General features: G+C 35.7%; 13 protein-coding genes. 9 read left to right on the top strand and 4 right to left on the bottom strand.

The genetic code is table 11. The features are described 5' to 3' along the window. Both HCN53_RS04985 and HCN53_RS04980 read right to left on the bottom strand, forming a co-directional pair. The gene (locus HCN53_RS04985) at positions 1 to 660 is read right to left on the bottom strand and encodes a hypothetical protein (RefSeq protein WP_042280395.1); all 660 of its coding nucleotides are present in this window, start codon (positions 658 to 660) and stop codon (positions 1 to 3) included. A gap of 13 nt (positions 661 to 673) precedes the next feature. Continuing rightward, complete coding sequence (locus HCN53_RS04980; protein WP_167342217.1) at positions 674 to 2,968, bottom strand: beta-N-acetylhexosaminidase; 2,295 nt, start codon at positions 2,966 to 2,968, stop codon at positions 674 to 676. A 49-nt stretch (positions 2,969 to 3,017) separates the two neighbouring features. Here HCN53_RS04980 and ligA point away from each other — a divergent pair, with 49 nt between their 5' ends. Together ligA and HCN53_RS04970 are read left to right on the top strand one after the other, a co-directional pair. Beyond that, a complete protein-coding gene (gene ligA, locus HCN53_RS04975; RefSeq protein ID WP_167342216.1) occupies positions 3,018 to 5,072 on the top strand; it encodes an NAD-dependent DNA ligase LigA in 2,055 nt (684 codons plus the stop codon). A 2-nt stretch (positions 5,073 to 5,074) separates the two neighbouring features. Further along, positions 5,075 to 5,878: a hypothetical protein gene (locus tag HCN53_RS04970; RefSeq protein ID WP_167342215.1), complete on the top strand. Its 804-nt coding sequence runs from the start codon at positions 5,075 to 5,077 to the stop codon at positions 5,876 to 5,878. Between the two features lie 5 nt (positions 5,879 to 5,883). Here HCN53_RS04970 and HCN53_RS04965 read toward each other — a convergent pair whose 3' ends face one another. Continuing rightward, positions 5,884 to 6,807 carry a metallophosphatase gene (locus HCN53_RS04965; RefSeq protein ID WP_167342214.1) on the bottom strand — a complete coding sequence of 308 codons (924 nt, stop codon included), beginning with the start codon at positions 6,805 to 6,807 and terminating at the stop codon, positions 5,884 to 5,886. A gap of 2 nt (positions 6,808 to 6,809) precedes the next feature. Beyond that, complete coding sequence (locus HCN53_RS04960; RefSeq protein WP_167342213.1) at positions 6,810 to 7,613, bottom strand: 5'-nucleotidase C-terminal domain-containing protein; 804 nt, start codon at positions 7,611 to 7,613, stop codon at positions 6,810 to 6,812. An 88-nt stretch (positions 7,614 to 7,701) separates the two neighbouring features. On the opposite strand from HCN53_RS04960, the gene HCN53_RS04955 reads away from it, so the two are divergent. The 7 genes from HCN53_RS04955 to recN all read left to right on the top strand — a co-directional run bounded on the left by HCN53_RS04955 (position 7,702) and on the right by recN (position 14,101). Then, entirely contained in the window at positions 7,702 to 8,163 is a 462-nt protein-coding gene (locus HCN53_RS04955) for a DUF6913 domain-containing protein (protein ID WP_167342212.1), read from the top strand. Position 8,164: 1 nt separating this feature from the next. After that, positions 8,165 to 9,040, top strand: coding sequence for a 4-hydroxy-tetrahydrodipicolinate synthase (dapA, locus tag HCN53_RS04950; RefSeq protein WP_167342211.1), 876 nt, complete (start codon positions 8,165 to 8,167; stop codon positions 9,038 to 9,040). Between the two features lie 81 nt (positions 9,041 to 9,121). Next, a complete protein-coding gene (locus HCN53_RS04945; RefSeq protein WP_167342210.1) occupies positions 9,122 to 9,925 on the top strand; it encodes an outer membrane protein assembly factor BamD in 804 nt (267 codons plus the stop codon). Position 9,926: 1 nt separating this feature from the next. Then, positions 9,927 to 10,247: a DNA-directed RNA polymerase subunit omega gene (locus tag HCN53_RS04940; protein WP_042280383.1), complete on the top strand. Its 321-nt coding sequence runs from the start codon at positions 9,927 to 9,929 to the stop codon at positions 10,245 to 10,247. Between the two features lie 7 nt (positions 10,248 to 10,254). Continuing rightward, complete coding sequence (coaBC, locus tag HCN53_RS04935; RefSeq protein ID WP_105017674.1) at positions 10,255 to 11,463, top strand: bifunctional phosphopantothenoylcysteine decarboxylase/phosphopantothenate--cysteine ligase CoaBC; 1,209 nt, start codon at positions 10,255 to 10,257, stop codon at positions 11,461 to 11,463. Continuing rightward, the gene (locus HCN53_RS04930) at positions 11,438 to 12,337 is read left to right on the top strand and encodes a DUF4835 family protein (protein ID WP_167342209.1); all 900 of its coding nucleotides are present in this window, start codon (positions 11,438 to 11,440) and stop codon (positions 12,335 to 12,337) included. The genes coaBC and HCN53_RS04930 overlap by 26 nt, the downstream gene beginning before the upstream one ends. 117 nt (positions 12,338 to 12,454) lie before the next feature. After that, positions 12,455 to 14,101, top strand: a complete 1,647-nt coding sequence (recN, locus tag HCN53_RS04925; protein WP_240919395.1) for a DNA repair protein RecN — start codon at positions 12,455 to 12,457, stop codon at positions 14,099 to 14,101. Positions 14,102 to 14,128 lie beyond the last annotated feature (27 nt).

Here is a 14,128-nt window from a genome sequence, read left to right as displayed (position 1 = left end):
TTATTTTTTTGAATTTAAAATATCAGTAACAATTTTAATGTCATGATGATTTAAGGTCTTCATTTTTTTTGAATAATTCTTTGATAGTAAAGATTCTAATAAATGATCAGCAATTTTCTTTCTTACAATTTCAGTCTTTTCTGTTACACGTTTAATTAAGAAATCTATTAATTTTCTGTAGTGCGGAATCACTTCATGATCCACTTTAAAAGTTTTGGAAATTCCAGATTGAATATCGTACTGCATTTTATTGACGTGCAATTCGAAGAATGATTCTCCCAATTCATAATTTGATATTCCTCTATGAGCGACGAAATTATGCCTCGCGTTCATCAGTTCTTTGTGATGATCAAAATATGATTGGTCTTGAAAGATGGACTCTTCTAGTTTTGGAAGTTTGCTAAACTTTCTATCTGTGAAAGACTTACCATAGGTGATTACAAATGAAATAAACAAAGAATTTTGAACGACTTCAGAATCAATTTTACCCATTTCTTCTAAATATTTTCTGCAATCATTTAAGTCAAGTAAAATACCATGATAGCCAATTAATTTTTTGCTTATATCATATGATATTTTAAAAACAACTTTCTCTCCTGTATTTTTTGACTTTAATTCCTTTTCCAGCCTAGATGCAAAATTTTTATCTTCTTCTTTCATTTAAACATTTTTATCACTTGATAATAATTTCGTCAATAAATGTCCAGGCTTTATTTCCAGCGCCTTGTGCACCATCTGGGATGATACCGTAGTTGGGAATAATAAGTTTGAAATTATTATACTTTGGTGTAAAAGATTTCGGCTTGTACACTTTGTAGGTAAAGTCAATTACACTTTGTTCAGAAGTCTGAACTTGTTGTTTGTCAACAACAATATTTCCATCTTCTAGGGTAAGAAATGTTTGAAATTCCTCTGGCGCATAAATCCACTGTCCAGGTGCATGGTAAAATCGTAATTGGATTTCATTTACTTCTGTAGGTTCATCAAATGCTATTTCAACTTCGAGGTCATCACCCCAAAAGCCCAACCATTCTTTATCACCATAACGTGTATCACTACCTACAATTCCATTGATAAGTCCGTTTGCACCACTACCACTATAGGATTTATGTGGTGGATGATTAATTGTAATAGTGGCGCCTACACCTTTATGATAAAGGAATTCTTGAGAGAATAAACGTCCAAGCGGCTGAGAATTGTCAAATACTTGAGCTTTTACAATCATGTTTTCCTTAAATGGAATAGGTGATTCATAAATAGTTGAATTGGCATTTGGCTCAGTTCCGTCAGTAGTGTATCTGATTTCTTTACCTAAGGTTTTAGTGCTTAATTCATATTCTTGATCCTTATTCAAATTTCCTTCAATTTCATATAAATGATTTGCATAATTAATATCCATGGCGTCTAGCCGTGGCAGCATTACTTCTAGGTTATTGACAAACAAGTTATAATCTCGTTTTTCTACTGGAGACCAAGCGACCTCACTTAGCGCAAGCATACGTGGGAAAGCCATGTATTCTACTTGATTTGTAGTAGGCATGTACTCAGTCCATACATTTCCTTGTACGCCTAAAACGTGCGTTATTTCTTTATCACTAAGTTCATCTGGAATTGGATTGAACCTATAAACTTTTTCTAATGGTAAAAAGCCGCCTATAGCTAGTGGTTCATTTTCATTATCGCTTTGGTAATAGTCAAAATAACAATGAGAAGTAGGCGTCATAATAACATCGTTACCTGTTTTTGCAGCGTCTATGGCACCTTGCATGCCGCGCCAACTCATAACCGTGGCATCCTTTGCTAGTCCGCCTTCTAGGATTTCATCCCAACCGATGATTTTCTTGCCTTTTGAAGCTAGGTATTTTTCAAAATGTTTAATGAAGTAGGATTGTAATTCGTATTCATCTTTTAATTCCTTTTCTTTGATAAATCGTTGTGCGATTACACTTTGTTTCCACTGTGTTTTTGGTGCCTCATCGCCGCCTATGTGAATGTATGGTGATGGAAATAAGGCTGCTACCTCGTCTAGTACGTTTTCTAGAAACTCAAAAGTCTCTGGATTGGGGCAATAAATGTTGTCAAAAACGCCCCATTCTGTAGCTACATTCACACCTTTATTGGCGCATCCTAGTTCTGGATAGGCAGCAATGGCCGCTTGAGCATGACCAGGTAATTCGATTTCTGGAATGATGTTGATGTGTCTCGCTTTCGCGAAAGCGATAACCTCACGCACTTCATCTTGTGTGTAGTATCCACCATATCTAGTCGTGTTGTACTTGTGCGGTGTATCGTTGTAATGTCCTAGTAAAGTACTGTCACGGTAAGCAGCCACTTCTTGAAGTTTAGGATATTGTTTGATCTCGATGCGCCAGCCTTGATCATCAGTTAGATGCCAGTGAAAATTATTCATCTTTAACATCGCCATAGCATCGATGTATTTCTTGATAAACGCTACTGGAAACATATGTCTAGAAACGTCGAGATGCATACCACGATATTTAAAACGTGGTTCATCCTCAATGGTTAGTGCTGGTAAGTGAATTTCATCCTTGTCATTAAGTATGGGGAACAACTGGATGAGCGATTGTACCGCATAGAAAGCGCCTGCATCCGTACGGGCATGAATAAGTATTCGTTCAGGATCGATTTTCATTCGGTACCCTTCGGTACTATCGATCTCTTCATTGAATTTCAAATAGATGTAGTTGTCTTCCTTATCATCATAATCGTTTAACTCGTCAAAACCCATTTTATCAAAATGATCAAGTAAGAACTTGCCAGCCATAGGAAACTCAGGATCAAACCTAAACGAAGTGTTTTCATGAAACGTAAAATATCCATCATTTACCTGCAAGGATTGCGGCGCTGGAATGATACTGGGACTTTTAAGGTCTACATGTCTAGTGGTTTTGGTACAGGATAATACTGTTAATATCAATATGGTGATTAGTAGAATTCTTTGAAGCATTATTGTAATTTAGAGTCGACAAAATACTTGCAGAAGATAGTACAATTTAATGAGTCCTGAAGAACAAATACTAGCATTAAGAAATGAATTGCGAGAACATAATTACAACTATTATGTAAACGACAATCCTACCATTTCAGATTTTGAATTTGATAAGAAATTAGAGCAACTCAAACAACTCGAGGCAGCAAATCCTGAGTTTTTTGACCCTAATAGTCCCAGTGTTAGGGTAGGTGGTGAAATCACTAAGAATTTTGAAACCGTGAAGCATGAATACCGCATGTATTCACTAGATAATAGTTATAGTAAAGAAGATTTACTGGATTGGGAACAGCGATTAAGAAAAATTGTTGATGGTCCTATTGAATATGTATGCGAGCTTAAATACGATGGTGCTAGTATAAGTTTGAGGTATGAAAAAGGAGTTTTTGTAAAGGCAGTTACTCGTGGAGATGGTACTCAAGGTGATAATGTTACTGCCAATGTGCGTACCATTAAGTCGGTACCATTAAAACTACGAGCTAGTGAAGTGCCTGATAAATTTGAAATTCGTGGTGAGATTGTGTTACCGTGGCAAGGATTTCATAAAATGAATCAAGAACGTGAAACCCAAGGATTAGAACTATATCGCAATCCACGTAATACCGCTAGTGGTAGTTTAAAATTACAAGATAGTAGTATAGTTGCACAGCGACCACTGGAATGTTTGTTATATCAACTTGCAGGAGATAACTTACCGGTGCAATCACAATACGACAGTTTGAACCTAGCGCGTGATTGGGGTTTCAAAGCGCCTGCAGAATCTCAATTAGTGCAGAGTATTGATGAGGTGTTGCAGTATATAGAACATTGGGATGTTGCAAGAAAGGATTTACCTTATGAAACAGATGGAGTTGTTATAAAGGTAAATAGCCTGCAACAACAAGAAGAGCTGGGCTTTACGGCCAAGGCACCACGATGGGCAATGGCTTATAAATTTGCCGCAGAACAGGTGAGTACTAGACTTAATGAAATCACCTATCAAGTGGGTCGTACTGGTGCCATAACACCAGTAGCAAATCTAGAACCGGTTGAAATTTCAGGTACTACGGTAAAAAGAGCGAGTTTACATAATGCCGATCAAATTGAAAAACTAGATATTAGAGTAGGAGATGAGGTCTATGTAGAAAAGGGTGGAGAAATTATCCCTAAAATTGTTGCTGTAGAGCTTACTAAACGGCCAGATAATTCCCACCCTACTGAATATGCTACACGATGTCCAGAATGTGATACAGAACTAGTCCGTAAAGAAGGCGAAGCCCAACATTTTTGTCCCAATGAATTAGGATGCCCACCACAAATTAAAGGTAGGATTGAGCATTTTATATCAAGAAAGGCAATGGATATTGATGGAATAGGAGCAGAGACCGTTGGTCAACTCGTTGATGCAGGACTAATTTCTAACTATGCCGATTTATATGACCTTACCGTTGAACAAGTTCTGCCTTTAGAACGTATGGCTCAAAAGAGTGCAGAGAATATGATTAACGGGATACAAGCAAGTAAGCAAATTCCATTTGAGCGTGTTCTTTTTGCTTTAGGAATACGGTACGTAGGTGAAACAGTGGCAAAAAAACTAGCCAAACATTATAAAAGCATGGATGCTCTCATAGCTTTACCAGAAGCACCTGATAAAGAAAATCTAGACTTATTTGCCGATGTTTCCAGTCCTATAGAAAAGAAGTTAGAAGAACTAACTGCTATCCCAGAAATAGGCGACCGCATAGCACAAACTGTTGTAGAATTCATAGTTGACGAAAGGCAGCAAGCCATTCTAGAACGGTTAAAAAATGCTGGATTACAATTCTCATTAAGTGAAGAGCAGTTAGAAGGTCAAACTGATAAACTAGTTGGTAAAAGCTTTGTAGTTTCTGGTGTTTTTGAAATGTCGCGTAATGATCTAAAAAAACTTATTGAGGATAATGGTGGTAAGGTAAGCAGCTCGCTTTCAAGTAAAACAGACTTTCTCATTCGAGGTGATAAAATGGGACCTTCAAAACTTGACAAAGCTGAAAAACTGGGTATTACCATGATTAGTGAACAAGAGTTTTTAAAGATGCTGTAATTATGAGATTACTGATAGTTTTTCTACTCGCTTTAAATAGTTTTTGGTTGAAATCCCAAACCTATTCCTATAGAACTATCACAAATAATCAAATGATGGTAAAAGGTAAGGTAGGTAAATATCCTATAACCTTGTTCATGGAATATCAAGGTTTTTGTGAATATGAAAGAGAATATACAGGTTGGTATAAATACGATTCAAGTACTCAATCAATACCCATACAGGTTTATTTTTCAACTTATCCAGAAAATGAGGAATTCATCATTTATGCAAAATACGATGGCGATTTTCAACTAGAAATTGATGAAGATTATAATTGTCATCCAGTAAATTATGACGAGAAGTTTTATGGAGACTCTGATGATGGTATATTCAATAACATGAGCTGGAATAAGAAAGGTTCCTCACAAGTTTGGGAAGTTACCTTTGAAGAAGATGTGGCAAGTAAATTTTGGGATTTAGGGGAATATGATACCTACCTCACGGTTGACGATGATCTGGTATTAGACTTTGGAACGATGGGTTTTGAATATGTATATGAAGTACACATAGAAGGATTTAAAGAAGTTCATGACATTACTCACATGCTTATCACCGTTATAGAACCCAGTAAGCCAGGAGGAAATGGTCGCGGTATGTGTGGAGCAGGCGATGAAATTTATTTACTCTATCTACGGCTTGATAAGCAGAACAAGCTACTGTTTTCAGATTCTGAAAAAATTCAAAGTTGTTACGAACATATGGAAGAATCTCCTGTTACGTATGATACTCAATTCCCAGAAAGAGGATTTAAAAGGTCAAAATAATGTTTCTATAAATTATAAACCGTTCCAGCTTGATTGTTAATATCTGTCTCGTTTAAGTAAAGATCTATTCTACCTAGATACATCCCATAGCAACCTACTTGATTAACAACCACGTTTTTTCCTTCTTTATTAAGGATCAATTCGGGTTTTTCTAGAAATGTATGAGTGTGACCACCAATTATTACATCAATATTTGACGTCGCTGCTGCTAGGCTTACATCACTTACAGTATCTGATTTATAGGAATATCCCAAATGCGACATGCAAATAACTAAATCACATCCTTTTTCCTTTTTGAGTATGCGTGCTTGATCTGTAGCGATATCTATAGGATCTAGGTATTTGGTTTCTTTATAGTTGGTTTTATTTACTAATCCGTCTAGTTCGATTCCTAATCCGAACATTCCTATTTTGATGCCGTCTAGTGTCACTATCTTGTTTTCTAATGTATGACCATCCATTATGGTATTCTTGAAATCATAATTGGATATCACAAAGTCAAAATTGGCATGTGGAAGCTGCTTGTACAACCCATCTATTCCATTATCAAAATCATGATTACCAATTGTTGCCGCATCATAACCCATCATACTCATGAGTTTAATTTCTAGCTCTCCACCATAGAAATTGAAGTATGGGGTTCCTTGAAAAATATCACCACAATCCAACAAAAGAGTATTAGGATTCTCCTTTCTAATTTGATTGACTAAAGCTGCTCTACGAGCAACACCACCACGACCATCATTGCGTCCTCCTACAATAGGTTCAATGTGGCTGTGAGTATCATTAGTATGTAAAATGGTGATCTTTTTGCTTTTCTTAGTTATACTACTTACTTTATATAAACTGGTTGCAGTAGAAAAATTGGCAAATAAACCCATTCCAGCTACCGCAGCTGTCGAACTTTTAAGAAATGTACTTCTTTTCATGATTAATTTGCTTTAGTAAATCTATTGTCGGATTCAAACTTAAGAGTATCCACCTTTTTGAAATAGTCAATCATGGCATTTCTTATTTTATAATCAGTTTTTGTTACCGTTGTATTGTTAAAAAAGTTCATGCTATCACCGCCGTTATACAAGTAATCACTGGTAGCAACATAATAGATCTTTTCAGTTAAAGGTTGATCGTTAATAGATACATTATTCAGGCTACTATCAGCATTTAAAGAAATTTTCATGCCGGAGAAAGGATGAGCTCTTTCTCTATCTACTATATATTTGATAAGTTGCTCCATTTGAGCTTTATTAAGCTGTGCTACCACAACCTCATTTTCAAAAGGCATTATTTCATAGGCTCTTTTGGTTGTTACCTCACCAGCTGGTAAGGGAGCTCTTATTCCTCCGTGATTTAGTAAAACAACATCAATGTTGGTATCTAACCTACTTTTAACAACAGGATTAACTTGTTCCACAATGATTTCACATAGCATATTTCCAAGCGCTGTGTTCAGTGGAGTATCATTTTTGTGCATGCTTTTAGGATTATAGCAAAGCACTCTATTCATTTCTTGATTTATTTTTTCGCCATAAGGGGCAATAAATTGCGCGATACTATCTTCTTGAGCTAGTGAGTCGTTTATTTCTATTCGTTTATAGTCAACGGTATCTAAATGAACGTTTGTGTTTGAATTGCAACTAGTTAAGAGTGTGGTTAAGAAAAGCGCTTTCGCGAAAGCGAGATAAACACCTAATTTCCTATCTGTTTTAAGAGGAAAGTCGTAGCAAAAAGCCATGTGAAATATTCTATTTTTGTTTCCACAGTAAAAGTAAATGTTTTTTAAAGGAATAAAGCGTAGATCGCTGAGGAAAGCGATAAGAAAATTGAAATCGCAAAACAGGAATGGTGTTCCTGTGGTACCTAAATCATTGTTAGTCATTACCTCTAGCGCTAGTCAAATTGCCTATCATGATATTTTAAGGTGGTGTGAACAACTTAAAATTGACGATAAAAACTTGACAGTTTTAAATCAAGTAACTGATAAAAAGAAATTACATGAAATGGATGGTATTCCGTTTGATGAAAAGTCTATTAAATGGAATGCAACCGTTGTTGATGAGCAACTAGTCGAGGCGCTTGAAAAAAAACACGATTTACAAATATTACTCATAAAAGATCCCGATGAACTAGCTACATTTGTGACGATCAAGGCACAGGCAGCTCTTAAAGTAGCTATCAATGATGCACGAGAAGAGCTCTATGATTTGTCAATTAATGTGTCATCGAACGACAAAGACGTATTTGTAAAAGAAATAGCAAAGTATATAAAAATTTTAACCCGATAATATGCAACAACTTAAAGGAACAGGAGTAGCACTTGTAACTCCTTTTAAAGCAAATGGTGATGTGGATCACAGTGCTTTACAGTCCGTAGTGAATTACCAAATTGATAATGGTATAGAATATCTAGTTGTCTTAGGAACGACTGGAGAAAGCGTTACCCTTTCTAAACAGGAAAAACAGGGTGTTGTAAAAACCGTGGTTGAAACCAATGCAGGACGATTGCCCCTTGTAATAGGTATAGGTGGCAGTAATACAGCTGTTGTAGTAGATGAATTAAAACAAACTGATCTTTCATCTTTTGATGCTGTACTTAGTGTCTCACCTGCTTACAACAAACCTACTCAAGAAGGTATCTATCAACACTTTGCAGCAGTCGCACAAGCTACTGATAAGCCTATTATTTTATATAATGTTCCTGGAAGAACAGCGAGTAATATGGCTGTTGATACCGTAGTTCGATTGGCAAATGATTATACAAATATTGTAGCGATAAAGGAAGCAGCAGGAGATCTTGTAGCTGCCATGAAAATGATAAAACATACACCAGATGATTTTCTCGTGATATCTGGAGATGATATGATCGCCAACGCAATGACTCTTGCGGGTGGTGCTGGAGTGATATCTGTAATCGGTCAAGGATTGCCTAGCGATTTTAGCGAAATGATTAGACTAGCTTTAAAAGGTAATGCAATAGATTCATATAAACTGCATCATAAACTTGAAGCTAGTATCGATTTAATTTTTGCCGAAGGAAACCCTGGTGGTATTAAGGCAATGCTAGCCCATCTCGATTTATGTGAAGAACATTTAAGATTACCACTAGTGCCAGTTTCACAAAAATTGAGAACTAGTATAATTGATTTCATGAATGCGTACTAAAACGTATTAACTGTCGTTCACAATTAAAATTATAAGGAGTGTTGTGAATACATTACTTTTGCAGCCTATCAATACCGTAGTATGAAACAAATTGTTTTAATATTTTTTATCTTTTTAGTTCTTGTGTCTTGTGGTCCTTATCAAAAGGCATTAAAATCAGATGATCCTAATGTCAAGGTGAGTATGATCGATACATTAATGAAGAAGGAGAAATATAGTAAGAGTATCGATCTTTTTGAACAGATCATTCCCTTATATAGAGGTACTGACAGTGCTGCTCCTATGGCTATTAAGTATGCCAAGGCGCTTTATGGAGATAGAAGGTATTTAAGTAGTGCTTATCAATTTGAGCGATTTGTAACTTCTCACCCTTTAGATAACAATGTGGAGGAAGCGATTTTTTTAGGAGCCAAGAGTTACTATCATATGTCTCCTGTATATTCTAAAGATCAATCTGATACTAACACGGCACTTGTTAAACTGCAAGATTATATAAATGCTTACCCAGAAGGGACGTATAATGAAGAAGCTAATGTTCTTGTAGCTGAATTAAGAGAGAAATTAGATCGCAAGGCCTATGAAATTGCTAAACAATATCATCACAGAGGCGGAATTTATATTAAAGCAGCCATTGCAGGTTTTGAGAATTTTATAATCGATCATCCAGGATCAAATTACCTAGATGATGCACATTATTATCTTTTTGAATCTCAGTATATTTATGCTGTTAATAGTTTTGAAAATTTAATTCCAGAACGATTAGCGCTTGCTAAAAAATATTATAATAACTTTGCACGCAGATTTCCTAATAGTGAATATAAAGAAGATGCACAGGAGATCATGGCCGAAATAGAAAAATTTGAATCAGAGAATTTGAGTAATTAATATGGATACTAAAAATTTAGACGCAGCAACTACAACTATTACCTACAATCGTGATGCCCTTACTTCACCTACTGGTAATATGTATGAAGCGATTTCAATTATCGCTAAAAGAGCTGAGCAGATTAAAGGAGATATCAAGGAAGAGCTTATTGAAAAGCTAGAAGAATTTGCTACCTACAATGACTCACTAGAAGAAGTTTTTGAAAATAAGGAGCAAATAGAAGTATCTAAATTTTATGAGCGTTTGCCAAAACCTACAGCTATTGCTGTAAAAGAATGGTTAGATGGTAAAATCTATCATAGAGATACTAGCAAATCTTAATTAAGATATGTCTATACTAAGTGGTAAAAAAGTATTACTGGGTGTAACTGGTGGTATTGCTGCTTATAAAACAACATTTTTGACGCGCCTGCTTATTAAAGCAGGCGCTGTCGTTAAAGTGGTGATGACTCCTGCTGCGCGAGATTTTGTTACACCGCTTACTTTATCTACACTTTCAAAGAACCCAGTTCATTCTCACTTTACCAATGAAGATGATGAAAATGATACATGGAATAATCATGTGGAATTAGGTCTTTGGGCCGATTTAATCATTATTGCACCAGCTACAGCCAATACCTTGAGTAAAATGGTAAGCGGTACAATTGATAATTTACTGCTTGCGGTATATTGTAGCGCAAAATGCCCTGTTTACTTTGCCCCAGCCATGGACCTTGATATGTATAAGCATCCATCAACGCTCCATAATTTTGAAAAGTTGGAATCTTATGGTAACCTTATGATTCCAGCAGGTGAAGGAGAACTAGCAAGTGGTTTGTCGGGAAAAGGACGTATGGCCGAACCTGAAGAAATTATCACTTTCGTTGAAAACGATATCTTGTCAAAATTACCTCTGCACGATAAAAAAGTTCTAATAACGGCTGGCCCTACTCACGAGGCTATCGATCCAGTGCGCTTTATTGGAAATCACAGTTCAGGAAAAATGGGTGCGGCCCTTGCTGTACAGGTTGCAGAAATGGGTGCACAGGTACATTTGATCATGGGGCCAAGTTCGGTCATCGTAGAGCATTCCTTAATTCAGCGAATTGATGTGACTAGTGCTAGAGATATGTACGATGCAGTGCACAAGATAGTATCAAAAATGGATATTGCTATCTTTAGTGCTGCTGTTGCAGATTACAGGCCTAAAGATGTCGCTTCAAACAAAATAAAAAAGAAGGAAGACACGTTACATATAGAATTGATCAAAAATCCCGATATTTTAGCAAGTGTAGGAGCGTTAAAAAACAAACCGTTTCTTGTGGGGTTTGCTCTAGAGACTAATGATGAGTTGAATCACGCTTTCGCGAAAGCGGAAAAAAAGAATACTGATTTATTGGTTTTAAACTCTATGAGAGATAAAGGTGCAGGTTTTAAAAAAGACACCAATAAAATTACCTTGATTGCTAAGGAAAAGGAAGTCATTCCATTCGAACTAAAAAGTAAAGTTGAGGTTGCAAAAGATATAGTTAATGAGATTGTTAAAAGGATTAAGTAGTCTGTTTTTGTTATTAAGCTTTTTATATGGCCACGGCCAAGAGCTTAATGCTACTGTACAAGTTAATGCTCAAGGAGTAGCTCAACCAGATTTATCCATATTTAAAACATTAGAAACTTCTATGCAGGAGTTTTTAAATAATACTAAATGGACGGATAACGAATATGAGGATGAAGAAAAAATCACTATGTCTCTTGTATTTGTTGTCAACGTATATGACAATGATAGGTTTGAGGGTAATTTTCAAGTGTCGGCATCTCGTCCAGTTTTTAATAGTACCTATAGCACACCTATTTTTAATTATAAAGACAATGATGTGAGGTTTGAATATGTAGAATATGCTCCTTTCTTTTACAACAAAAACCAATATGAAAATAACCTATTGTCATTAGTCTCTTTTTATGCTCTTACTGTAATAGGAATAGATGCAGATACATTTGAATTTAAAGGTGGGGAATCTTATCACAGAGAAGCACAACAAATTGTGAATCTATCTCAGTCAGATACTTCGGTTCGTGGTTGGAGACCAAATGATGGACTTATTTCAAGGTACCGTCTCAATGATGATTTATTATCTGATACTTATGTAGAATATCGTAAAGTGATGTATGAATATCATTTATTAGGTATGGATAAGTTTGCAGAAGACCCTAAAAAGACAAAGGAGAAACTAAAAACAATTTTAGTGCAATTTGAGGAGTTGAATAAGCGCAGACCTAATAGTTTATTACAACGTACTTTCTTTGATGCAAAAGCCGATGAGATATCTAGAATCTATTCTGACGGTCCTGCGGTAAACATTAGAGATTTAAAAACGTTGCTACAGAAACTAGCGCCCAACCAATCGTCTAAATGGCGTACAATTCGTGTGTAAACATTTTTCTATACCATTACTTTAGATTAATTTAGTTCTTTATGTTATTTGTCTAACTGGAATTATTAAATCGTTTAAAGTAAGTTGCTTACCTCTATACATATACAGAATTTTGCCTTGATTGAACATCTAGATTTGGATGTGTCAACTGGCCTTACAACTATTACTGGAGAGACGGGTGCGGGAAAATCAATAGTTCTAGGTGCACTTGGTCTTATACTAGGTCAACGCGCTGACTTAAGTGTGGTACGTGATTCTGATTCAAAATGTGTCGTTGAAGCTCATTTTGATTTATCATCATTAGATTTAAAAAAAGTTTTTGAGGATCTTGATCTCGATCATGAAAATCATACTATTTTAAGAAGAATAATACTACCGTCAGGGAAGAGTCGTGCTTTTGTTAATGATTTGCCAGTTACCTTATCTGTACTACAGCAACTAGGTGGATACTTGATTGATATACACTCTCAACATGATACTCGTGATTTAATAAGAGATTCCTTTCAAAGAGAGGTGTTAGATGCTCATGTTGCATTTGAAACTAAAAATAAAAAGCGATCATTTTTAAAGGTGTTGAGTGATTATCAAAGGTCATTTACAGAATTTAAATCTTTGAAACGGGAATTAAAAACTCTCGAAGAAAAGGAGCACAACTTGATCAAAGAAAATGATTATAATATCTTTTTACTTGGTGAGTTAGAAGACTTTAATTTAGAAAGTATTGACCTAGAGTTACTTGAAGAAGAGCAAGAGCAACTGGGTAATGTTGAGTCAATAAAAGAAGGGTTGGGAATGGCGTTTAAGATCGTTAATGAAGATGATCATGGTGTCGTGGAACAATTACGATCTTCTATTGCAGCCATTTCTGGGATCAAAAGATTCTCGTCTTTATATAATGAAATTGATCAAAGACTTAGTTCAACGTTAGTGGAGCTTGAGGATATTGTTGAAACTTTAGAAAGAGAATTTGATAATATAGAGGCAGACCCTTCAAGGCTTGCCGAGATTGATGAAACTCTCAACACTATTCAAAATCTATTTAAAAAACACCAAACTGATTCAATTTCTGAGCTTATAGTGATTAGAGATGAGCTCGCCGCTAAAGTGTTAGAAACATCGAGTTTAGATAAGAGAAAAACAGAACTCAATAAACTATTAAGCGAAAAGCACGATCAATGCACGGAGCTATCTAGCGAATTAATGGGAATGAGAATCATGTATAAAGATTCTTTGGAGAAGAAGTTGGATAGTCAAATACAATCTTTAGGGATGCCACATGCGCAATTAAACTGTAAAGTTGAATCATCTGATAGCTTCCACAACTTAGGTAAAGATGTAGTAGGCTTATTATTTACTGCAAATATGGGATCAACCTTGAAGCCTATTGAAAAAGCAGCTAGCGGTGGAGAGTTATCTAGAGTAATGCTTGCTATTAAATCACAACTGGCAGTGAATAAAAAATTACCAACTATAATATTTGATGAGATTGATACTGGGGTGAGTGGTGCAATTGCCGAAAAAATGGCATCTATTATGCAGGTGATGAGTGAGTCTATGCAGGTTATAGCTATAACTCATTTACCACAAATTGCAGCAAGAGGTCACGAACACTTATTGGTTGAGAAAAAAATTGATAACGAAAAAACTATTAGTAATATAAGCAAATTAGATGCTTCTGCTAGAATTGAAGAAATTGCACAAATGTTAAGCGGTGGAAAAATTTCTGATGCAGCACGAGAAAATGCAAGAGTACTTTTGCAATAATCTTATATTTGCCACCTAATCAAAAAT

This window comes from Nonlabens sp. SY33080, assembly GCF_011784885.1.
Taxonomy (GTDB): Bacteria; Bacteroidota; Bacteroidia; order Flavobacteriales; family Flavobacteriaceae; genus Nonlabens; species Nonlabens tegetincola.
Note: the sequence above shows the minus strand (reverse complement) of the source record. Positions and strands in the feature narration are given on the sequence as shown.

Excerpts from the sequence above, each read along its gene's own strand:
- HCN53_RS04985 (WP_042280395.1), bottom strand. The coding sequence starts at position 660 with ATGAAAGAAGAAGATAAAAATTTTGCATCTAGGCTGGAAAAGGAATTA.
- HCN53_RS04980 (WP_167342217.1), bottom strand. The coding sequence starts at position 2,968 with ATGCTTCAAAGAATTCTACTAATCACCATATTGATATTAACAGTATTA.
- ligA (WP_167342216.1), top strand. The coding sequence starts at position 3,018 with ATGAGTCCTGAAGAACAAATACTAGCATTAAGAAATGAATTGCGAGAA.
- HCN53_RS04970 (WP_167342215.1), top strand. The coding sequence starts at position 5,075 with ATGAGATTACTGATAGTTTTTCTACTCGCTTTAAATAGTTTTTGGTTG.
- HCN53_RS04965 (WP_167342214.1), bottom strand. The coding sequence starts at position 6,807 with ATGAAAAGAAGTACATTTCTTAAAAGTTCGACAGCTGCGGTAGCTGGA.
- HCN53_RS04960 (WP_167342213.1), bottom strand. The coding sequence starts at position 7,613 with ATGGCTTTTTGCTACGACTTTCCTCTTAAAACAGATAGGAAATTAGGT.
- dapA (WP_167342211.1), top strand. The coding sequence starts at position 8,165 with ATGCAACAACTTAAAGGAACAGGAGTAGCACTTGTAACTCCTTTTAAA.
- HCN53_RS04945 (WP_167342210.1), top strand. The coding sequence starts at position 9,122 with ATGAAACAAATTGTTTTAATATTTTTTATCTTTTTAGTTCTTGTGTCT.
- HCN53_RS04940 (WP_042280383.1), top strand. The coding sequence starts at position 9,927 with ATGGATACTAAAAATTTAGACGCAGCAACTACAACTATTACCTACAAT.
- coaBC (WP_105017674.1), top strand. The coding sequence starts at position 10,255 with ATGTCTATACTAAGTGGTAAAAAAGTATTACTGGGTGTAACTGGTGGT.
- HCN53_RS04930 (WP_167342209.1), top strand. The coding sequence starts at position 11,438 with ATGAGATTGTTAAAAGGATTAAGTAGTCTGTTTTTGTTATTAAGCTTT.